This window comes from Desulfobotulus alkaliphilus (assembly GCF_007830435.1).
Taxonomy (GTDB): domain Bacteria; phylum Desulfobacterota; class Desulfobacteria; order Desulfobacterales; family ASO4-4; genus Desulfobotulus; species Desulfobotulus alkaliphilus.
The window spans coordinates 1-21,649 of sequence record NZ_VLLC01000040.1; the positions used below are offsets into that span (position 1 = coordinate 1).

A 21,649-nucleotide genomic window follows, 5' to 3' on the forward strand; every position below is an offset into this window, starting at 1 on the left:
GTCCACGAACAGGCCCCGCTTAGAGGGGATTGGATTAAAACCAGTGGGAAGTGAAGAGTGGGAAGTGGGAAGAAAACAAGAAGATGAAGCCTCAAATTTTATTTAAGCTGGCCTGAAAATACCAGGCTCTGTCAGTGTCAGAGCTTCAATGTCGTCTTTAATGTTTTGTAATGACAGGTTTTTATGTTTTTTCTAGTTTCCAGTCTCCAGTTTCCAGTGTCTAGCTCCCAGTTTCCACCTAAAAGTTCAGTTGCCAGTGCCGTATGGAAGATCATGGAGTGCGGGGAATGGCTTGCCCTGATTTCTGCATAACTTCTTCCATAAGGAGCTTGTAATGCATCTTCTGATTTTCATCGTCCTCTTGTTTTTTTTGATTGGTGCCCTTGAAGAAGTCGGTTTTTTTGATCTTCTTGCTGCCTTGATCCATCTTAGTTTTTGTCTGATGTTTCTGATGATTGGACTTGGCTTTGCTGGCCTTTTAGTTTTTGGCTTTGTTGAAATTTTCAAGAGTATTTTATAGAATTGAATGTAGAAAAAAATGCAAGAAAGAAAATTGATCCTGTGTTCCTGCGGCATCTGTGCCGAAGTGGATATGGCTAAGGCCATGAAGGTATCTGCTGCGCTGAATGTTATCTTGATGGTTTATGAAAACAGGCTTCGGATACTGAGGTGAGCGGCCAACGTTTTTGATTTTATTTTATCTGTTTTTTTAATTTCGGTAATTTGTTTTTTATAAAAAATAAGTGGAGGTGACATGTGGAAGCAACTGAAAACCATTCGGTCGGAAATGATAAGCCTGCTCTTTTAAAAGCCATTGAGCTTGTCGTGGCAGATCCTGCAGAAATCATGATGGAAACGCAGAACCTGCATGAAAAATACAGAAATAAATACGAGGCAGACAGATCTGAGGATGATATTCAGGTCATGGTCGCCGATAAAATCATATCAAATTATTCGTATTATGCTGCTTTTGTGGGAGGAACCACAGGCCTTACGGGTATTGTTCCGGGCCTTGGAACAGTGATTGCCACCTTTGGTGGTGCAACCGCAGATGCGGCCCTTTCCATGAAATATCAGATTGAAATGACCATGGCACTGGCTGTTGTGTATGGGCATGACATCACCCTGGAAGAAAAAAAACGGGTCTGCTTCATTGTAGCAGGTCTTGGTGCCATCAATCAGGCGGCAAAGGAGGGTGGTAAGGCCGTTGGTTCTAAAGCCTTTGTGCGTATGACCCAGGAATATCTGAAGGGGGCCACTCTTCAGGCCGTAAAGGAAATATTCAAAAAGGTAGGCATTACTTTTACAAGAAAAGCGGCAGAAAAAGCCATCCCCTTTGGTGTAGGCGTAATCATTGGTTTTACAGCCAACAAAGGCCTGACCTGGTACATAGGCAGCAAGGCCAGAGATTTTTTTATGGTTTATTGATTTTTTGCTTTGTTGTTTTTGAGTAACCTCATAAGCTGTTTTGTATAAAACCAGTATCTTGATTTAAGGTGGTGCTATGGGAAATTTTAAGGAACATATAGAAAAAGAGTTTGAAACTCAAAAGAAATCTGTAAAAAAACCAAACCTCATGATTGTTGGTGGTACAGGTGTTGGGAAAAGCTCGCTTGTAAATCTGGTTTTTGGCAACGATATAGCAGAAACAGGTAATGGCAAACCTGTAACCAGAGGTCTTCATCGATATGAAGCATCTGATATTCCGATAGTAATTTTTGATACAGAAGGTTATGAGTATGTGGATGGAAAAGCAGATAATTCGAATTTTTTCAGGGCTATTCTCCCTGAAATTGAAAAAATGCAGGCTCAGAGTCTTAAGTACCAGATTCATCTTGTGTGGTATTGCATTTCTGTGGCCAACCACAGGATTACAGATTATGACTTAGAGCTTATAAAACTGATACAGCAGAGATTCACAGTAAAAATAGCTGTTGTTTTTACCCAGTGTGATAAGGATGAAGAAAAGGATGGTACAGGTGTTACTGCAGAAGAGTTCAAAAAGGTACTTAAAGAAAATAATATTGGTAATGAAATTTTTGAAACCAGTACTGATGAGGAACTGCAGTCCGAGCTTGACCTTGATAAGCTTATGGCCTGGTCAGTCAAAAGCCTTACTGATGAAGAAATGAAAAAATCATTTATTGCTGCCCAAAGATTATCATTACCTATGAAAGTAGAAGAAGCATATAAAGTTGTAGGTTTGGCAACTGCCTCTGCTGGCGGCATTGCTGCTGTTAATCCTGTACCATTGTCCGATGCTGCCCTGCTTATGCCAATACAGATAGCAATGATAATAAAACTGGCAAACACCTTTGGATTTGGTTCTTTGGGTAGCCATATGGTTAATCTTCTTAAAACACAGTTGTTACCCGTTATAGGCAGGCAAATGGTTGCAAGTATAACAAAATTCATTCCAGGCTTGGGAAATATAATTAATGCCATTGTAGCCTCTTCACTTACAGGCGGTGTTGGTTTAGCATTGATTACAATTTATAAAAAAGCTTATGAAAAATACATTAATGATGGAATTGAACCTGATTGGGAAGAGATTTTTTCAAGTAATTCGTTTGAATATGCTCTTAAAGAAGGGGTTAAGGAATGGAAGAAGAAAAATTGAATCAGAAATCATACTTTTGTAATTTGCTTTTTATCGGAAAAACAGGAGCTGGAAAAAGCAGTCTGGCAAACTATCTGTTTAATAAAAATGAAAATGAACACTTTAAAACAGGCACAGGCAGGCCCGTGACAAGTTGGGGTGAAAATTTTCAGTCACAGAATTTTGATCATAATGGCATGCAGATCCGGATATTTGATACCGTGGGGCTGGAGCCGGCAAATTATGAACAGTGGGAAAGGGAATTAAGCAGCTTCCTTTCCAGACCTTTAAGTAATTATATAAATGAAAATAATCTGCCTCAGAACATGGATGATCTTTTTAATAAAAATGGAGATATTGATCCTGTTAATATGCTTCATGGTATTTTTTATGTTATCAATGCAGCATCTGGAAGGTTTGAAGAGCTTGAAAAAAAGATTATAAAAAATGTGATTAAAAAAGTTCCTGTTCAGATTATTTTAAGTAATTGTGACAGTGCAGGTGATGAAAAGATAAATGGAATTACAGATGAAATAGTTAAGGATTTTTCAGATATTGATATACACAGGGTGTGTTCAGTATCTAAAAAGTTAAGAGGTGGCAAAAGAAGTGTGGACGCATTTGGCAGAAGAGCTGTACTTGAACGCTTTTTAGAAAAATCATGGCATCATATTGGTAAAGAAATGGCATTGTTAGGAATTAATCGTTTAAGAACAATACTTGCCCGTTTTAAGACAATACTTAAAGCTGAGCTGGATAAGGCAGATATTTCAATCTTTAATATAAATAACATTGATTTAGATTCAATTATGCCAGATATTCCAGATTTTTTAGATTGTGATTTGGATAGTATTAAAGATGTTTTTCCAGAGCTTAATGCGTATTCTGAATTTATGGATGCATTTGATATTGAGTACCACGGAAAAAATTTATTTGATGAGTTTTTATTAAGGTTTGAAGAGGTTATTGATTGTATAGATAAATTTCAGCCTAATCTTATAAGGCAGGCCGAAACGATAGAAGATAAAATGGAGAATGGCAGCCTCATTGAGAGAGCAAGGGCTTTATACGATACTGTAAAAATAGCATTGTTTCTGAAGAAAAATATTATGGACATGGTTAATGAGGCTTTTGAGCATATAGAAAATGAACTTTTTTTGATTGAAGTGGATATAAAAGGTTAATAATATAGTAAGTTGTTTTATGCATCTTTCATTAATATTTTATTGTTGTTATTTTGTGGGGAACAGGAGGTTTATATGTCTATAGATATTTATGATGATATTTCCAAAGATTTTCAGCGCCTTGAATTGTATGAAGAAGAAAAAGTATGGCGTGCCCTAATGCCTCTTTTGAAGTCATCAGGGAAAGATTACAGGGTAGTAGTGGCAGGTCAGTTAAATGCTGGTAAAAGTACAATTTTGAATGCTCTTTGTGAGGATACAGCCAGGAGTATTTTTAAAACCGGTGACAGAATGGTAACCAAAGAAATTCAGGAGTATAAGTTTAAGGATATAGTATTTGTAGATACTCCTGGTTTCAGTACTACTGATGAAAATGATATTAAAAAGGCTAAAGAAACATGGCAAAGTGCAAGCCTGATTCTCTTTGTACACAGCAGTGTTAATGGTGAGCTGAGTAATGATGAACTTGTTACTTTAAACAGTATTAAAGAAATAATGAAAAAACCACAGGAACAGGTACTTGCAATTTGTTCAAAGTCTGCTGAAGCAGAAGAAAGAGGCAGTCTTGAAGTTGTTTATAACAAATTTAAGGAACAGGTCGAAAGTATTTTAGGGAAAAATACCCTGACCCTGTATGTAGATGCAAGGGACTATCTTGATGGTTTGAAAAATAATGATAAAAAGCTGATGGAGTATTCAGGTTTTCTTAAAATTATTAGCTGGATGAATGAAGCCAAAAAGTATAACATCGGTAATTCTTTAGAGTTGCTTGATGAAAAGACCAAGTTAATATCTTTTATGGTTGAAACTAAAAAGAATGAGACTGAGAGTGAACTAAAAAAAATCTATGCCGATATTCAAAATAAATATGAAAATGCTGTGGAAAATATTAACATTGTATTAGATCATTTAAAGAATTCATATTGGCGTGCATGTTCTGTTTTAGTTTCAAGAATTAAAGATTTGAAATCACAGCTTTGATGGAATCAGTAGCATTGTTTTTGATAAATTCAATATAAGAATTGAGGTGTTCTATGCCATTACCGGTAGCAGCAGTAGGTGCGGTGGGAGTCGTAGGTGGTGTTGTTGGAGGTGGTGTTATTGCAGGTGTTGTGGCGGTTGCACGACACACTGATCATTCTGATTATGATGATCATTCAGACTATTCGGATGCGGCTGAGCGTCGGAGAATGCAAATTGAGGCTAAAATTAATGAAGAATCTGAAAAATTAGAACATGCTAAGCGTGAATTGGATAGGGCTATCAATAATGCAGTTTCTGAAATGAATAATCATATTGAGGCTGTCAATGGTGATGAGCAGGTATTTTCTGCAGTAGATGTTAAAAAAATGCATTTTATGGATGCAGATTCTGATTTGGAAAATCTAATTTCTTCTAAAAATGAAAAGATACTTAATGTTGTAAGAAGTTCTTTTGAGAACCAGCTTAAGGATAAACAGAAGCGGCTTGAGGAAATTAATAATCTGCTTTCAAAAATTAATAAATTTGTACTTACAGGAAAAGATAAATGAAAAATATTATAGAGACTTCCCTGGATAGTTTTTATTCGAGCCTAATCACTGCAGATAATAACCTAAAAAATGTCAGAAGTTTAGTAGAGGATAAACTTGAACAGGTAAATCAGAACATAAAATCGCTTCAAGATATTATGCGTATAAAAGAAGATAAAACATCAAATTTTATAAAAAATGTTTTGTCTTGCCTTTCTCGTCAATGGCTTGATAATTTTCAAAATTGGGAAAATGAAATCAGGAAGTATTCTGATGTTAAAACTAAACTTAAAGAATTTGATACCAAGGTTGTGGTAATAGTGCTGGGCAGAACCAATGCAGGTAAAAGCACTCTTGGTAACTTTATTCGGGGTAAGCATTTCATGAAGGCTGATTTTGCAAATCCTTATAAAAAATCAGGAATAATGAAAAAAGCCCCTTTGGTTTTTGATAAAATTAAAGTTCTTGAATCAGGCAGAGAAGATAAACGTGTAAAGGACTGGTTTGATGAGGGTTGTATTGAGTCAACCTGCGTTATTCAATCTTCTTCAACAATTGGCTTGACATGGGTAGATACACCTGGAATCGGTGCTGTTGATGTACGCACAAAAGAGCAGATTGAATCCCTTGAGCAGCTCACAACTAAATATGTTGGTCACGCAGATCTTGTGGTTTATCTTGACAGCTCAGAAAATCCTGGTTTGAAAGATCATGTGAAGGTATTAAAAAATTATCTGGAAGGCGGTAAAAAGGTATGTATAGCTGTTCTCCAATCAGATAAGGCAGAAAAAGTCAAGGATGTAAATGGTAATATTGTTTATAAAAATAATACACCTCTGAGAAGGCGTGTAGCTAAATCTGATGAAGACAGAAAAGCTCAGGAAGAACAGGTTTTGGGAGCTTTAAATGCTACAGGCTTTAAAATTAATGAACCCGTTGAGGTTATAAGTGTTTCTGTTCTTCTGGCGGAAAATGCCATAAAGGATAATGATGGAGACCTTTATCGTTCAAGTAATATTGATAAGTTTTACAAGCTTATATCTGAAGTGATAAACAACAGTACTGATTTAAAGATTCAGGCACCAAAAGACAGCCTTGATATGATGATTGATTATATAATTAATGGTCCAGGTGATTTAGTAGGTGATAATGCTTTGAACTATTCCATGAATAATTTTGAAAAAGCAATAAGAAAAAATATTGAAGAATTAAAAATTAAGTCAAATGAATTTGCTACTCATAATCAAAATGAGAGAATAAGAGCAAAAATTAACAGGGAAGTACATGGTGTGGTAAAATCATTTTTTGATATTAAAACCAAGGAATTGGAGAGCGATGGCAGTCAAGCACAGAAAATTGATTTAAGGCAATTAAATGTAAAAATTCAGAATATAATGCATGATATTATTGACGAAGAAGCTAAAGCACTGCTTAAGGATTTGTGGCAGGTCAATATTGAAAGCGTTTGTGAAGGTTTTGATGGTATCAATATGGTTGAACTGAAAAAAAAGTTTAAAGAAGAAAAATACAGTGTACCTGTCATACATAGAGAAAGAAGAGAACCTGATGGTTTTTGGGAACATTTTGCAGATTTATTTGGTAAGGAGTATTATTCTTCATACCGAAGCAGTGAAACCAGAACTGTTCGGACCGAGCTTGGATATAATCAGGAAGAAGTTGTTAGAAATACAATAACTCAGTATGAAAATTCTGCTAAGGAATTTGTTGAAAAAGAGCTTAAAAACATTAAAGAAAAATGTATAGATGTTTATGTGGAAAAGCTTGAACGCTTAAGAAAAGGGCTTAATAGTGTAAAAGAAAATCTTGAAAAATTAAAATATGGTGCTAAATGCTGATAATTTTAAGAACTACTACAGCTTGCAACATGTCTTGCCGATATTGTTCCGGCTCATGTAATAATTTTTTACGTAATGATATAAATTTTGATTTAATTAAATTGGTAGCAGAGAATTTACCATCTATTCTTGAGCCTGAAGAGCCTGTTTCATTGCTTTGGCATGGAGGTGAACCTCTTTTGCTGGAACCGTCTTTTTTTAAAGAGGCCAATGATTTATTGATGGATTATCTGGGCCAAAGGGGGCATGGGGTAAATATTCAGATTCAAAGCAATCTGCTGGAGATGGATGAAGGATGGATCAAGGTTTTGTCGGATTTTAAGGTTACTGTTGGGGGGTCTGTTGATGGCCCGGATTTTCTCCATGACAGAAACCGGCTTACCTCAGAGGGGATGGCTAGTTACCACATGGTAATTAAGAATGTAGAGAGACTAAAGTCTGCGGGAGTTCCTGTCTCACTGCTCTGTGTCATAAATAATGATCATCTCAATCATATTGATGAATTTTCTGAGTGGTTAAACTCTGTTGCCTGCTCTGTGCGCCTGAACCCCCTTCTTCGCTGTGGCAATAGTGATGGTGCCATATCATTAAATCGGTATTATGAGTTTTTAAAACAGATATTTATTTCTGCACTGGATAAGCGGAAGAATTTTAATATTGAGCCTCTTTCCTGGATGATTAAGTCTGTATTTTTGGGATTCCAACCTACGGAGTGTTCATTTAGTGGTAGTTGCGGGAAAAATTCCATTGCCATTTTTCCAGATGGCAATGTAAGTGCTTGTGGCAGATCAATAAAAGGTTTTGATTTTTATGGCAATATTTTTGAAAAGTCTTTGCCTGAACTTCTTGATAGCCCAGCCTGTTCTGCTCTGCTTGACAGGCAGAAGAATCTGGCAGCTTCATGTGGTATGTGTGAGATTTATAAATGGTGTCATGGTGGTTGTCCTCAGGTGAATGGCCTGTTTCCTGATAAAAAGAATTGTCAGTCAACTATTGATTTTTTTAGGTGGCTTCAAAAGGATGGTCTTATATTATTCAAGAAAAGTCTTCTTAAAGAAAAAATGCTCCTTCAAAAAGAAATGAAAGTTCTTGAAGCAGCCCGCAGTCAGCTTGAAGATTCAAGGGAAGCAGGAAGCTATGTATGACTTATTAATAGTTAATGTACACAGGCAGTATGATGCTTTGCCTTATCTGGCTGGTGATTGGCTTGGAATTTATCAGCTTTCTGCCTTCCTTGAAGAAAATGGTTATCCTGCCAAAGCTTTTGCAGGTTATGCCCATGAAGCAGATGATCTTCTCGAAAATGAAATTGATTCAGGAGTTAAGATTATTGGCTTTTCGTGCGATTATGAGAACCAGCAGGAAGTTATTCAGCTTTGCCGTAAAGTTAAGGATCAGTGGGGCTTACCCGTCATTGTGGGTGGTCCGCAGGCAGTGGCTCTGGGTGAAGATTTTTTAATTAAATCCTGTGCGGATGCCATAGTCAGAGGTGAGGGTGAGTTGGCTGCACTTGAACTGATGCATTTTTTTATAGACAGGACAGGGAAAATTGAAGACATCCTTGGAATTACATTTTTAAAAGATGGTATTTGCGTAAATAACCCTGACCAGCCTTTGATAAAAAACCTTGATTCTTTACCTTTTCCTAAGCCCCATCATAATATTGGTACATGGTTTCGCCGAAACTCAGCAGCTTTTATTACTGGCAGAGGTTGCCCATTTAACTGCTCGTTTTGTTATGAGGGTGGCAATATGCGTGGAGTTCGATGGAGAAGTATTGAAAATGTCATGACTGAACTGAAAGAGGTTCTGGATTCACGCCCAGATATTAAGTATGTTTTATTCACTGATGATACATTTACCCTGAACCATCGAAGGCTTAGAAGCTTTGTGGAAGCACTTTCTGATTACAGAAAAAAGAGGGATTTTGGCTGGTTTGCGGAAGCACACGTTATGACACTTTTGCGGCACCCTGAACTTGTTTCTGAAATGGTTGAAGCTGGCCTTCTAACCCTGCAGATAGGCGTTGAATCAGGCAATGACTCTGTTTTAAAGGCATACAATAAAAAAATAAGCACAAAGGATATAGAAGATGCTGTAATTTTATGTAAAAATTCAGGTGTACCCCATGTTGTTGCCAATATAATTGTTGGCGGCGCCTTAGAAACCGAAAAGACTATAAAAGAGTCCATTTCTTTTGGTAAGTCCATTATTGAAGCTGGTGCAGGCATGATGGAGCTGCATGCAATTAACTTCTGGCCGCTGCCAGGCACTGCAATGACAAAACGGCCCCATGATTTTGGAATAGAAATTCTTGATCCAGACTCACTGACTTCCACAACAGATTATCCCGTTGTCCGCTGTGACACTTTGGAGCCTGAACATTTGTGTGAATACAGATTGAGAATGGAAGGGAAATTTAAAAAAAAAATGGAAGTAACCGCCTCTCAACTTTCATTTGACAGAGCTTTGATGCATTTTCAAATGGCATATAAGTATAACTCACCTACTCAGTGGTATTATATTCTTAATAAGATAGATAGATATCGTATGTATTGCAGCCTCTATATTAATGGTGCAATCAGAAAATATGAGCAGATACCGGAAAAGGACAGGCCTTTATGGCGGCCCATAAGAACCTGCCCGCCAAATATCAAAAATGGGTTTAATTATGCAGGAGATATTGAAGTTGATTCAGAACAGTTTTCTGTTCTTCTTTCAGGTACAGGAAAAATGACAATCCTGGAAGCTTCTGAATATTGTAAATTGAGCATGGAAAAATTCATTGAAATAGCGCTAACTCTTGAATCATTTATGGCCATGGGATTTTGTAGGTATTGAAATAATAGCTTAGTGATTACTCATTCTATGTATTTGGAGGAAAATATGAATGATATGCTGCCTGACTATAATAAAATAACCAGTGCTTATTTAAATGATTTTTTTGAAATAACTAAAAAATATGAAGGAGTTTTGCCCGGGATAAATGTAACATTATCAAGATTTAAAGAAATTGCGTTTAAGCAATTAGAGGATTTCAGACCGAAACTAATGTTTTACGGTGTTTACAATGGTGGTAAAAGTACTCTTTTAAATGCAGTTATGGGACAGGAGCTTGCAAAGGTAGCAGATATTCCAACAACTGATAAAATTGAGTCATATGATTGGAACAGTTATCTTCTTTTTGATACTCCAGGAATAGGTGCTCCGGTTGTGCATGAAAAAATTTCAAGTGAATTTATTGATGAATGCCAGGTAGTGCTTTTTTTAATCAGCGCTACAGTAGCATTTGAGTTAAAACAGATTTATGAAGAAATGCTTCGTATCATTGATAAGAATAAAGTGCTTTTAATCGTTTTAAATGATAAAAGTGGTTTAAATTTCTCAGATGAAAATGACCAAATGATTATTGAAACCATAAGAAAAAAAATAATAGCAAATTTTCATGCTGCTGGCTGTTCAGAGGAAATTATAAAAAAGTATAAAATTCATATTGTAAATTCAGCCGATGCCCTTGATGCCCGTTTGAGTAAGGACAAGGAACTGGAGAAGTTCAGTGGTATAAATGATTTGGAAAGCAGTATGCTAAGAGAGCTGAGAAAAATAGATGCTTTTAAGATTTTAACTGACTTGCTTGATAAGCTCTGCGTTGAAGTTAATGCTTATATTAGTGCTTTGGGCTCTTTAATTTCTGGGTCAAGTTACGACAATGTAAAGAATGAAATAAATGAAATAAATCTCAGGTATAATAATTTTGTATCTTTGATAAGGGATGATATTAATAAGAACTGTCTTGGGATGGCGGACAGTATGTTTTCAAGTTGCAGATCTGAATATAGCCCTGAATTGATAGAGAAAAAAATAAGAGGTGTTTATGGTGATTACGCTAAAAAGATCGAAAAATCGGTATCCAATATAATTGAATTGGCCTTTGATGATTTTCTGGTTTCCTTAAGGAAATTATACGATCAAATTATCTTGCTTGATAAAGATTTTTCCTTTGATAATGTTCAACCTGATCTGGAATCTATGGGAGATAATTATAAACTGGATTTTGAATCAATAAAAAGTTTTATAAAAAATAAAAAAAAGGATAGTTCTTTTTGTGGTAAAAATAAATATTATGACGAGGATGATGATGAAAAAAAATCTTTCTTTAATATTTTCTTTTTCACTAAATGGCCAGTTCCCGTACCTATACCAGCATCTGTTAGAATAATTACTGGGATAATAAATAAATTAGTAAATGATGAAAAAGGTGAAAGGGAGTATAGAAGATTACAGAAGTGGGCTGAACAGGAAACAGCGGAAAGAGAACAGCTTATGCAGGAACAGATGAGTCTTATGCAAAATTTCAGGCAGCATTGTGATGTAATGGTTGAAGAATATATTGAGGACTTAAAAAATAAATTTGAAAAACATGCTGAAAGTCAGATCAAGCCTCTTTTTAATTTGGCAGATAATATTTGTGCCGAGTTATTTAAGGATCAAAAAAATATATATTCTGATATTCAAAAGCTTAAATTGATCAGTGCCAGTATTAATAAATTCAGGGATGGGTTGGTTGTCGTTTCTTGAATAATAAAAATATATTGTTTGTATTTTATCACAATAACTCTAAATCTTTTTAAAGGCCTTTTTCGGGCCTCTTTTTACACCAGTGAAAGTGCCAGCCTTGACCAAAGCTCTAGGTTTTCTGAAAGCAGTCTTTCAGGTTCCATAAAGTTAAACTGAGTGATTTCTGTACTTAGAACGATCTCTTCCCTGTCCTTTACTTCACAGAAAAAAACAAGGCCACAGTGGAAGTGACCTACAGGGTGAATTTCTTCATTGATATAGCCAAGGAAGGTGAAGACCTTGGGCTTTAAGCCTGTTTCTTCAAAAATTTCTCTTTTCAGGCAATTGTGTATGGTTTGCTCAAGGGTTACGGCTTCGTCATGGCTGCTTACATGACCACCGATGCCGCAGGATTTAAGCCCATGTAGCCTTGCTTCGCTGCCTTTTCTGGGATAAACGAAAAAGCAGTTGTCTGTATCCCGGATCAGGGCATAGGGGATAATCTGTTTATAATCAGTATTTTCTTCCATCAGGCCCCTGAGCTGATATTCTTGATGCCCCTCCACGATGCGGGAGAACTCATGAAGCTCAATTTTTAAAGCTGTTTCCCGGCCAAGATAATCAGGGGGGAGAAGATTCTTTTTAAAACAGAGAATTTTTTCCAAGGCTATAATCCTTTTCTAAAAAGCAGCCTAAGCCGTTTTGCGGCGTTTTGTCATAAAGTAACATGTGAAGTTGCTCATGAATCTGAACACATCAGTTCCTGACACCCCTAAGAAAGTGTTCTTCGATCAGCTCCATGATCTGCTGTTCCGATTTCAAAAGCAGGTGTTTGCGTGTCTCCATATCCGTAAAGGCGGAACGGAAGCTGTTGCGTATCAGGGTAAAAACCTCCCAGAGGGAAAGTCCTCCTTCACTCATTTGCGCAGCCTTGAGGTATTCTTTACTGAAATCCGTCCGTGAAATACCAGGGTTGTCCGTATTGATTGTCACGCGCAGCCCTTCATCCATATAGGCCCGAAGGGGATAGATGCCGTACTGTTTTCCCCTTTTTTGTGTTTTGTACCCTACAATCTGGTCATTGCTGGAAGGGCAAAGTTCTATGGCAATTTTTCTTTCCTTTATTTTGCCCATGAGATCCCTTTGTTCCAGCAGCTTCAGGCCGTGCCCGATTCTGTCCGCATTGAGGTGATAGACGGCTTCCCAGATATTTTCCGCAGCTGCAGTTTCCCCTGCATGGATGGTCAGTCCCATGCAGTCTTTCATGAGGTCCAGAAAAAGTTCCCGAAGCTCCTTTGGTGATTTCTTATCTTCCGCACCGGCAAGATCAAACCCCACTATTCTGAGATTTTTTTCTTTCAGTTCCTGTACCAGTCGGATATGGCGTTTTATGGTTTCCATATCCCCGTGCCTGCTGGCAATAAAAATAAGCTCTACACGGCAATGCTTTTGCTCTTCGAATTCCTGGACCATAATTTCAACGATTTCCATGGCACCAAGATCTTTTGTTTCGTAATTGACGGGAGAACATCGAAGTTCAAGGTAGAGGACATTATTTTTACGTACCTTTTCCATCAAAATACTACAGGCTTTTTTAATGGATTCAGGGCTTTTCATAAGGGCAGAACCTTGAAGGTCGCCAAGGGACTCATAGGCTTCAATACCAATGGCCTGATAGGAGAAAGTATCTGTATGGCTCCCAAAAATGACCTGATCCAGAAGTTCAGCATGATTTTTAAAGAGAACAAGAAAGGCACAAACGGAATAGGGCTCCGGGATGGGAAACAGATTTCTTAATGATTTGAAGGGGCCAATTTGTTTCCGGATGGCTTTTGCATCTTTTTTTTCGATGAGATGAAGTATGTCCCGCTGCCAGGCACGGACGGTATCATCAAGATGGGCTTCCATCTTTTCGGTGTTGGACAGGGCCACATCAATAATTTCTGAAGCATTCAAAATGCCACCGAAATGGCAGTGAAGCTCGGCTTTGGGCAGTTTTCGGATAAAATCCAGTTCTTTTTCGCTGTTTTCTGTGCAGATACCTATGCGTTCCTGTTTCAGTCTGTCCAGCAGGGCAACAGGAATGGTGTACAGGGCAAGGAAGTTGGATGCGTTGATTGAATGTTCCAGCTTTTGGCGGTAGTTGACATACAGGCTGCTGGCTTCCCTGAACCGTTTTTCAACTTCATCATGGAGTCGGGTTTCCACGGCAATCCGGTTTTCAAAATCATCGCATAATTCAATCGGATAGATTTCAGGACGGATTTTTTCACCTTGAAAAAGCAGGTTATCCGCTGTCCTGCGGCCCGATGTGATCACAGGTACAAGGGCTTCGGCATAGCTTTTATCAAGGGGCTTTAGGAAGATTTCCGGATTATTTATTTCTTCCCTTTGGGGCTTAGTGAAGCTGTCAACCATGTGGATGAGGGCGTGACATCCGAAGATTTCCCCTGCTTTTTGCATATCCGCACTCATTGTTTTACGACCTCCTGTGAGGGAAAGCAGGAGCTGGCCTCCTTTGGTTTCTTCAGCTGCACGGAGTACGGTTCTGTATATGAGATCGCCCAGCTTGCGACAGTGTTCCGGGGTTTTCATATCAACAAGTTTTTTTGATACAATCACACGGATGGTGAAATGATTTTGAAAAGCATCATGCCAGGATTTTAGGTCCTTGATTATTTTTTTTTCAGGGTCGTCAGTTGTAATGCACCAGACTTCGTTTACGGGTTTGATGTCATATTGTTTCCGAATGTTCTGAAAAGCTGCGTCAAAATTTTTAAAAAGGGGATATTCCTTGGGATTGGTGAAGGCTATGAGTTCGGGCACAATCTGCCAGGTGAAGCCCAGGGTGGTAACAAGGATGTTTTTCATTAATGGCTCTCTGGTTATAACGGAAGAAAGATATTTTGAATCGTCCATTTTTTTTAATACCCTGTCAAGGTTTCAGGGTCAAGGGGTTGCTACAGGCTTGTAAAATTGGCCACTCGTATAATAATCATTGCATTCTGATTCAATTGATGAATAAAAATTGAACTCGAAAATAAAAAAAAGGTAGCGGGTGCCGTAAGGTACTTATGGCTGGTCCAAGGCCATTGTTTTGAAAACAGGAGTAGATGCTTCAGGATTCTTTATCCGGGAGGAAATGTTTATGGATCAATTGACAGCCAGAATAACTGCTTCCGCCCTTCTCCATGACGTGGGAAAGGTTGTGGATCTGCATATTCTGGGCAAGGACAGAAACTGGGCAGAAGATCAGGCTGCGGATTGTCTGCCCACAAAGGATGGCAGGTATTCCCATTGGCACGCCCTCTTTACAAGGGAGATTCTGGACCGGAATCTGAACAACTTTCCCGAGGGTCTCATCCATGGAGAAGAAGGCGTTCTTTTACTTGCTGCACGTCACCATTCACCTTCCACGGCTCTGGAATGGATTATCGCCAAGGCGGACCACATTTCAAGTGCCATGGACAGAGAAAAATATGGAAAAGACACTGAAGATCCCGGCTGGCAAAAGTATCGGGAAGTCCGCATGGTTCCCCTTCTGGAAAAACTGAATCCGGAAGCAGCCGATAAGGGGGGAAGTCTGAATGCATCGGATTTCACTTATCGCTACCGCCTTGCTCCCCTTTCACCGGCAACCCTTCCCCCTGTTCCATCCGGCGAAAGAAAAACGGGAAGTTATGAAACACTTGCCCAAGATTTTGAACATGCCTTTGCCGCACTTCCACACAAAGAGCATACGGGCCTCTGGTTACAGCATCTGGACAGCCTTCTGATGCGTTTTTTTTCACAGGTGCCTGCGGCAAGGGCGGGAAAGGTAATCCCGGATGTTTCCCTTTACGATCATCTGAAAACAACAGCCGCATTTGCAGCAGCCCTTTATCAGTATCACAGGGATACCCAGACCCTCTCTGCTGCTGCAATTCAAAATGACGATGCGGAAAAGTTTCTTCTCATCAGTGGTGACTTTAACGGTATCCAGAGCTGGATTTTCAGGGATGGCGGAGCCACCAGAAAATTCAGGTCAAAACTGTTGAGGGGCCGGTCTTTTCAGGTTTCTCTGATGACAGATCTTGTGGGGCATCGTCTTTGTGATGCCATGGGACTCAGCTCTGTTAATCTTCTGCTCAAGGCAGGGGGCAAGTTCACGCTGGTTGCTCCCAATACCCCGAATACCCTTAAGATTGTTGAAGATATTAAGAATGAAATTGCAGACTGGTTTCTGGATAAAACCCATGGTGAAGCGGGCATGTCCATCACCCTTTTTCCGGCAGGGCCAAAGGCTTTTCAGGAGGGAAGGCTGGCCGGTCTCTGGGAATCCATGCACAGAAAAATGGCCGATGAAAAGTTCTGTCGCATTGCCATGGAAAATAACACTGGCAAACGGCCTGTAAAGGCCGGTGAAAAAGGCTTTTGCCCCATATGTGGCCAGAGACCAGTGGAAGTAAAACACCGGGAAACAGACTGCTGTACCATCTGCCGGGACCAGATATGGATGGGAGAACAACTTGTCAAAAACAGGGGCATCCGAATTTCTGGAAACATGAAGGGAGAATTGAAATCTCCGCTTCTGGGAAGGTATCAGGTGAGTATGGAGGCATCTCCTGAAAGCATTTCTGCAACTTCGGATGATATACTGATCTGGCAGTTTGACCTGCCGGAAAAACCGGAGTCTCCCCAGGTGACACTGCGTTTTGTCAATGGTTATGTCCCGGTTTTTTCGGAAGAGGATGAATTTCTGGCTGACTGGAATGATGAAGAACCCGTGAAAGCCGGAGACCCCAAGCATTTTTCCGCCATTGCGGATGCGGCCCAAAGCCCCCTTGGAGAAAAGGGTGCCTGTGTTTCGGCTCTGGCTGTCCTCAAGGCAGACGTGGATCATCTGGGGATGCTCTTTGCCTGCGGTTTTTCCGAAGGCCGTTATACCATTTCAAGGCTGGCTACTTTGAGCCGTCAGCTTGACATGTTTTTTTCCCTTTTGCTTCCGGACATTTTAAGAAAAACCCCTGAGTTTCAGGATGTATATACGGTTTTTGCAGGGGGCGATGACCTTTTTCTTATTGGTCCATGGCGGCAGGTCCTGACCCTTGCAGAAAGGCTTCAGAAAGATTTCAGCAGCTATGTATCCCATAATCCAAAGGTGCATTTTTCCTGTGGTATTGTTTTGGAAAAACCCCATACACCTGTGGACTATCTGGTTGAACGGGCAGAACACAGCCTTGAAAATGCTAAAAATGCAGGACGGAACAGAATCAGTATTTTTGACAGGGTTCTTGAATGGAAAGACCTGAATGAGTTGAATGAACTGCGCAGGGCTATGGCAGGCTGGGTACATGATGAAAAGATGAGCAGCGGCATGCTTTATCGCATGGGGGCCTTTGTGGATATGGCAGAAGAGGAAAAAGAGCTTACTGGCAAGCATGTGCCCATAGAAAAAATGAGCTGTTTAAGGTGGCGAAGTCTGCTGGCCTATGCTGTGGCAAGGAATGTGAAAGAAGGGGCTGTAAAGGAAGTGCATGAGCGCATGGCTGAAGCCCTTTTAAAATTCAGGGGGGACTTCCGTGTACCCCTGTGGACACTTCTTTATGAACGAAGACGGAGGCGGTCATGAATTTCTGGAAAGACAAGGAAAAAGGCCATGTGAATGCAGAGCTTTTTTCAAAAGAAGCTGAAAGAATGGCTGAAAAGCTTGGAAATGAGGGGAAAAATTTCAAGGGTAAAATTGATAAAAACAAGTCAAGTCAAATTAGAAAGTTTTACGATGAATTGGTAAGGCTGGCTGATGAGGTGCGCCACGCACCGGAGCGTTGGCCCTTAATAGAGCCAAGGGTGCATATGCTGGTTGCCAAGGCAGCCTATGCCAGTGGCAGGGGATTGGTTTCTGATGGGTTCAGGGGATTTATTCAGGATGGTGCCACCTCCGTAAGTAACCCCGAGGAATTGCAGATTTGGAAGGATTATTTTGAATCCATCATCGGTTTTTTCAAAATGAAATACCCAAAAGACTGATCAGGAGGTGTCATGCGACTTTTAGATATTAAAGAATACGATGGCGTTCTGGAACTTGTTAGTGGTCTGCACATCGGTGCAGGGGATACGGAAATGCGGATCGGTGGTACGGACAATCCTGTGGTAAAACACCCCCATACCAACGAGCCATACATACCCGGCTCTTCCATCAAGGGTAAACTTCGCATGCTGTTGGAACTGCGCAGTGGTCTTGTGGGGTTAAGGTCATCGGATAAGGGCAACCCTCTGGGACTCAATGATTATAAAAAAGCGCCGGAACCTTTAAAGGCCAGTTGCAAAAATATTCTCTGTCTTTTTGGTATCAGCGGTGGAGATACGGATGATCAGGGAGAAATAGGGCCTACCCGTTTGGTGGTAGGAGATGCTTTCCTTGATGAAGACTGGAAAGAGCAGATACGTGAGCAGAGTCTTTCCTTTACGGAAATCAAATCCGAAAACAGTATCAACCGCATCAACGGAACCGCCCTGAGTCCCCGTTTTATGGAAAGGGTTGTTGAGGGTGCAAAATTCAGATTTTCCTTTCGTCTGAAAAAATTTGAAAATGATGCTGATTTGGAAACCTTTCTTTTTGAAGGCCTTAAACTCCTTGAAAAGGATGCCCTTGGTGGTTCTGGCAGCCGGGGGTACGGAAGGGTTCGTTTTCAGTTTACAGACAATGCCGTACAACAGCGTTATGAGGCTGCCAACCCCTTCTGAAAGGAGAGAGGATGCAACAGATCCTTTGCACCTTGAAACCCTGCGGTCCTGCAGGCACACCCTTTAAAGGAGACACCCTTTTCGGGCAGCTCTGCTGGGAGTTTGCCATGAGCCCGGAATGGATGGATGGCGGGCTGGATGTATGGATGGAAAGGTATGTGCAGGAGCCTTTTCTTGTGGTTTCTTCGGCTTTTATTCTTACGCCTGAGCGGTGCTGGCTTTTGCCCGTTCCCCATCTTCCGTGGCGGAGTGAAGCCGGAAACCGTATGGACAGAATGAAAGAGGAAAAAGAGAAAAAGAAATGCAGATACATGCTGGTTGATCCCACAAAGCCCGTAGATATCCAGAGCATTGAAAGGCTCAGCCATGAGCAGACATTAAAAATTATGGGCCGTGATGAAAATGAGGCGTTTTTTGGCACTGCCCGCCATGCCCACAATACCATCAGCCGCATGACGGGTACGACGGGTAAAGGGATGTTTGCCCCCTACGAAACCCGCAGCACCCTGTATGCCGAAGACCTTGAGCTGGGTATTCTTATCCGCTTGAACACCGAGGCCGTTTCTGTCTCAAATCTTCAGAATGCGCTGGAACGCATGGGCAAAACAGGCTATGGCAGGGATGCCAGCACAGGCTTTGGCCGCTTTGAACTTACGGGGTTGCAATTGATACCGGAATTGCCAAAACAGAACGCCAATGCTGCGTATTTACTGGCCCCCGGAGTGCCTGAACCTGAAAACTGGACCACTATGGGTGCCATGCCCTTTGTGCGTTATGGTAAGCATGGCAATGTCCTTGCCACATCGGGAAAGCCCTTTAAATCCCCTGTTCTGATGGCTTCTGAGGGCAGTGTCATGAAGCCTGTCCGTGGTGAACTTCCTGAACAGCCCTGGCTGGGCAGAGCGGTAACGGGGGTATCTGAAGTTCAGCAAAGTGCCGTTGTTCAGGGGTATGCACTCTGGCTGCCTGTCCGGGTGAAGGAGGGGCTATGAAAAAAGTTTATTCTGTAAAATTAAAAACCCTTACACCCATCCACATAGGCTGCGATGCCGTGTATGAACCCATGCAGTTTCGCATGGATGAAAACAGTTCTGAAATGGTTCTCTTTGATGCGGCAGGCTGGCTTGCAGCCCTTGATGACTCAGACAGAAAGAGGTTCTCTGAAACAGCCAAAAAAGGAACCATGGTCAGCCTTGTTGAACTCATGAAATTTGTAAACAGCCGTCCTGCTGAAGGTCGTAGGGTGAAGGTTGCATCAGGTATCCTTGAGAATCATAAAAGGGTACTGAACCTCTCCCTTAATGAGCAGAGTATCCGCAGAGAATTCAATCAGTCCCAAATCCGAAGAACATCTTTTCGCAGTACGGATAACCGGCCCGTGATTCCCGGAACTGCGGTCAAAGGAGCCATACGCACGGCCTGGCTCAATGCCATGCAGAATATTAAACAATTGCGAAAAGATGAACGGATGAGGGACAGGGACCTTCAGAATCATCTTATGGATTATCGTTTGATTGCTGAAGACCCCTTTCGTCTGGTGAAGGTTTCTGATTTTCAGCCAGTCGGCGATGCAAAAACCGAAATCGTCTATGCGGTTAATTTTAAGCGCAAAGGAGAGCAGGGCCGGGGTGTTCCCCAGATGCTGGAGGTTGTTTCTTATGGGCAGATTTTTTCTGGAACAATCACCGTGGAAGAAAAAAGTCATGAGAGAACACCCATTTCAAACCCGGTAAATGCCGAAGACCTTTTAAGGGCTGTTGCTGCATTTTTCACCAAAGGTCTTGAAAGAGAAAATCAGATTCTTATGCAGATGGGTAACAGAAACCAGATAAACAGGGAAAGCCCCATGCCCATCTGTATCGGTTTTCATTCAGGGGCAGAAAATATGACCGTGGAAGGTCACAGAAATATTCGTATCCTTGGAGGTAGAGGAAGACCGGACAGGTTTGACAGCCAAGGTACAACCATATGGCTGACCGCCCAGAAAAAAACAGGCCCCGGCAGCCTTCCCATGGGCTGGTGTGGTCTTGAGATTATGGATGATAAGGGTATGATGTTTCTTGATGCCGATGAAAAAAGCTGGCGTATGGCACAGGAGCAAAGCCGTCTTGCCCGTCTGGATGAAATCCGTGATGCCGAAGAAAAAATACGGGAGGAGCAGGCAAGGCTTGAGGCAGCAGCAGAAGCCAGAAGGCTTGAAGAAATTAAAAAGCAGGAAGAGGCCCAGCGACTGGAGGCCCTTGGGCCTGTGGACAGGGCCATTGCAGAGCTTGAGTCTGGTACACTCAGTGATGATGCCATTGCCAGCCTTATGAGAAATGAGCTTGAAACTTCGGAACCCGAAGATGCAAAACGCCTTGCTCTGGCTTTGAAAGCCTGTCTTGAAGCCCGTGGTGAATGGGACGTAAAGAAAAAAGCAAAGGCTAAATTTGCAAGAAAGCAGAAGATCAGGCAGGTATTGGGTGAAATCTGATGGCAGTGTAACGGATAGCACTGCTTTTTTTATGCTTGCATGAACGGATCTTTGAAAATTGCCTTTTATAAAAAAAGCGAGACAGATTCCTTGCCCCTTCCAGCAGGAAGGGGCATTTTTTACCATAGGGACTTTTAGCTCACAGCCTTATTTTGTTCTTTCCTTTGTGATAATGGGTATATCCCGGTGATTCTAAAAAATGGATGGCTGCGAGCTTGAATCCGGGCTGCTGCGGATGGGTTTTGTCCTTGCAGTCCATGGGATTTTTGTGTAAGTAAAACCTTGGGTAACGGACATTTCAGACTGTTTTTAGCCCGAAAATACTTTCTACAAAATTGCTTTTTTGGATTGCAAAAAAGAAGTAAAACCATGGTCCTTTGTATTAAGTTATTTTTTTATTTGTTTGGAATTGATTGGTTTTTTTCTGGTTGCGATAACAGCGAGTCCCGGATTTTGTTTGCACCTATTAGTAAAACAATGAAAAAAAGGCTTTGAGATAATTTATTTTCTTTTATTTCAGATCTTTGATTGGTTTTGGTCTTGAAATAGGTAGTAAAGCCGTTAATATCAGTTTTAAAAACAAGGGTTTTTGTGAAAAAATGAGATATGTTGAAAGGCCGATTTTCTGTCCGTTTTTTCGGACGAGGGGGGGTACTCAAAAAATGGCTTGCAACCCCCCCGTATGTCATGCGATATTTTGGCAGCTGTCCACGAACATGCCCCGCTTAGAGGGGATTGAGACA

The 21,649-nt window shown here is 40.7% G+C and carries 17 protein-coding genes; 15 read left to right on the plus strand and 2 right to left on the minus strand.

The annotated features are described in order from the left end of the window. Positions 1-334 precede the first annotated feature (334 nt). The 10 genes from LZ24_RS15250 (at position 335) to LZ24_RS15295 (ending at position 11,728) form a co-directional block, all read left to right on the plus strand. Complete coding sequence (locus LZ24_RS15250; protein WP_144686589.1) at positions 335-520, plus strand: hypothetical protein; 186 nt, start codon at positions 335-337, stop codon at positions 518-520. Positions 521-756: 236 nt separating this feature from the next. Then, positions 757-1,428, plus strand: coding sequence for an EcsC family protein (locus tag LZ24_RS15255; RefSeq protein ID WP_222427666.1), 672 nt, complete (start codon positions 757-759; stop codon positions 1,426-1,428). A gap of 76 nt (positions 1,429-1,504) precedes the next feature. Then, the gene (locus LZ24_RS15260) at positions 1,505-2,620 is read left to right on the plus strand and encodes a GTPase (protein ID WP_144686590.1); all 1,116 of its coding nucleotides are present in this window, start codon (positions 1,505-1,507) and stop codon (positions 2,618-2,620) included. After that, the gene (locus LZ24_RS15265; RefSeq protein ID WP_144686591.1) at positions 2,602-3,783 is read left to right on the plus strand and encodes a GTPase; all 1,182 of its coding nucleotides are present in this window, start codon (positions 2,602-2,604) and stop codon (positions 3,781-3,783) included. The genes LZ24_RS15260 and LZ24_RS15265 overlap by 19 nt, the downstream gene beginning before the upstream one ends. Positions 3,784-3,858: 75 nt before the next feature. Beyond that, on the plus strand, positions 3,859-4,764 hold the full coding sequence (locus tag LZ24_RS15270) for a GTPase (protein WP_144686592.1): 906 nt from the start codon (positions 3,859-3,861) through the stop codon (positions 4,762-4,764). A gap of 53 nt (positions 4,765-4,817) precedes the next feature. After that, complete coding sequence (locus LZ24_RS15275) at positions 4,818-5,315, plus strand: hypothetical protein (protein ID WP_144686593.1); 498 nt, start codon at positions 4,818-4,820, stop codon at positions 5,313-5,315. Beyond that, entirely contained in the window at positions 5,312-7,150 is a 1,839-nt protein-coding gene (locus LZ24_RS15280; RefSeq protein WP_144686594.1) for a GTPase, read from the plus strand. Before LZ24_RS15275 ends, LZ24_RS15280 begins: the two co-directional genes overlap by 4 nt. After that, positions 7,144-8,295, plus strand: a complete 1,152-nt coding sequence (locus tag LZ24_RS15285) for a radical SAM/SPASM domain-containing protein (RefSeq protein WP_144686595.1) — start codon at positions 7,144-7,146, stop codon at positions 8,293-8,295. Before LZ24_RS15280 ends, LZ24_RS15285 begins: the two co-directional genes overlap by 7 nt. Then, positions 8,240-9,991, plus strand: a complete 1,752-nt coding sequence (locus LZ24_RS15290; RefSeq protein ID WP_144686596.1) for a B12-binding domain-containing radical SAM protein — start codon at positions 8,240-8,242, stop codon at positions 9,989-9,991. The genes LZ24_RS15285 and LZ24_RS15290 overlap by 56 nt, the downstream gene beginning before the upstream one ends. 45 nt (positions 9,992-10,036) lie before the next feature. Further along, a complete protein-coding gene (locus LZ24_RS15295) occupies positions 10,037-11,728 on the plus strand; it encodes a GTPase (protein WP_186443193.1) in 1,692 nt (563 codons plus the stop codon). Between the two features lie 74 nt (positions 11,729-11,802). On the opposite strand, the gene LZ24_RS15300 is transcribed toward LZ24_RS15295, so the two are convergent. Then, positions 11,803-12,372, minus strand: coding sequence for an NUDIX domain-containing protein (locus LZ24_RS15300; protein ID WP_144686598.1), 570 nt, complete (start codon positions 12,370-12,372; stop codon positions 11,803-11,805). A gap of 91 nt (positions 12,373-12,463) precedes the next feature. Next, on the minus strand, positions 12,464-14,578 hold the full coding sequence (locus LZ24_RS15305; RefSeq protein WP_186443194.1) for a CRISPR-associated ring nuclease: 2,115 nt from the start codon (positions 14,576-14,578) through the stop codon (positions 12,464-12,466). Between the two features lie 277 nt (positions 14,579-14,855). Between LZ24_RS15305 and cas10 the strand changes: the two genes are divergently transcribed. Genes cas10 through csm5 form a run of 5 tightly spaced genes read left to right on the plus strand, consistent with a single transcriptional unit; the run spans position 14,856 to position 20,906 of the window. Further along, positions 14,856-17,318 carry a type III-A CRISPR-associated protein Cas10/Csm1 gene (gene cas10, locus LZ24_RS15310; RefSeq protein ID WP_186443195.1) on the plus strand — a complete coding sequence of 821 codons (2,463 nt, stop codon included), beginning with the start codon at positions 14,856-14,858 and terminating at the stop codon, positions 17,316-17,318. A 29-nt stretch (positions 17,319-17,347) separates the two neighbouring features. Then, positions 17,348-17,716 (plus strand): type III-A CRISPR-associated protein Csm2, encoded by a 369-nt coding sequence (gene csm2, locus LZ24_RS15315; protein ID WP_186443196.1) that lies wholly within the window; start codon positions 17,348-17,350, stop codon positions 17,714-17,716. Between the two features lie 12 nt (positions 17,717-17,728). Next, positions 17,729-18,433: a type III-A CRISPR-associated RAMP protein Csm3 gene (csm3, locus tag LZ24_RS15320; RefSeq protein WP_144686602.1), complete on the plus strand. Its 705-nt coding sequence runs from the start codon at positions 17,729-17,731 to the stop codon at positions 18,431-18,433. Positions 18,434-18,444: 11 nt separating this feature from the next. Continuing rightward, a complete protein-coding gene (csm4, locus tag LZ24_RS15325; RefSeq protein ID WP_144686603.1) occupies positions 18,445-19,425 on the plus strand; it encodes a type III-A CRISPR-associated RAMP protein Csm4 in 981 nt (326 codons plus the stop codon). After that, positions 19,422-20,906, plus strand: coding sequence for a type III-A CRISPR-associated RAMP protein Csm5 (gene csm5 / locus LZ24_RS15330; protein ID WP_144686604.1), 1,485 nt, complete (start codon positions 19,422-19,424; stop codon positions 20,904-20,906). Before csm4 ends, csm5 begins: the two co-directional genes overlap by 4 nt. Positions 20,907-21,649 lie beyond the last annotated feature (743 nt).

Bases quoted from the DNA above. Each gene is read 5' to 3' on its own strand.
- csm4 (WP_144686603.1), top strand. From the start codon at position 18,445: ATGCAACAGATCCTTTGCACCTTGAAACCCTGCGGTCCTGCAGGCACA.
- csm3 (WP_144686602.1), top strand. From the start codon at position 17,729: ATGCGACTTTTAGATATTAAAGAATACGATGGCGTTCTGGAACTTGTT.
- LZ24_RS15280 (WP_144686594.1), top strand. From the start codon at position 5,312: ATGAAAAATATTATAGAGACTTCCCTGGATAGTTTTTATTCGAGCCTA.
- LZ24_RS15250 (WP_144686589.1), top strand. From the start codon at position 335: ATGCATCTTCTGATTTTCATCGTCCTCTTGTTTTTTTTGATTGGTGCC.
- cas10 (WP_186443195.1), top strand. From the start codon at position 14,856: ATGGATCAATTGACAGCCAGAATAACTGCTTCCGCCCTTCTCCATGAC.
- LZ24_RS15295 (WP_186443193.1), top strand. From the start codon at position 10,037: ATGAATGATATGCTGCCTGACTATAATAAAATAACCAGTGCTTATTTA.
- csm5 (WP_144686604.1), top strand. From the start codon at position 19,422: ATGAAAAAAGTTTATTCTGTAAAATTAAAAACCCTTACACCCATCCAC.
- LZ24_RS15285 (WP_144686595.1), top strand. From the start codon at position 7,144: ATGCTGATAATTTTAAGAACTACTACAGCTTGCAACATGTCTTGCCGA.
- LZ24_RS15260 (WP_144686590.1), top strand. From the start codon at position 1,505: ATGGGAAATTTTAAGGAACATATAGAAAAAGAGTTTGAAACTCAAAAG.
- LZ24_RS15305 (WP_186443194.1), bottom strand. From the start codon at position 14,578: ATGAAAAACATCCTTGTTACCACCCTGGGCTTCACCTGGCAGATTGTG.
- LZ24_RS15265 (WP_144686591.1), top strand. From the start codon at position 2,602: ATGGAAGAAGAAAAATTGAATCAGAAATCATACTTTTGTAATTTGCTT.
- LZ24_RS15270 (WP_144686592.1), top strand. From the start codon at position 3,859: ATGTCTATAGATATTTATGATGATATTTCCAAAGATTTTCAGCGCCTT.
- LZ24_RS15275 (WP_144686593.1), top strand. From the start codon at position 4,818: ATGCCATTACCGGTAGCAGCAGTAGGTGCGGTGGGAGTCGTAGGTGGT.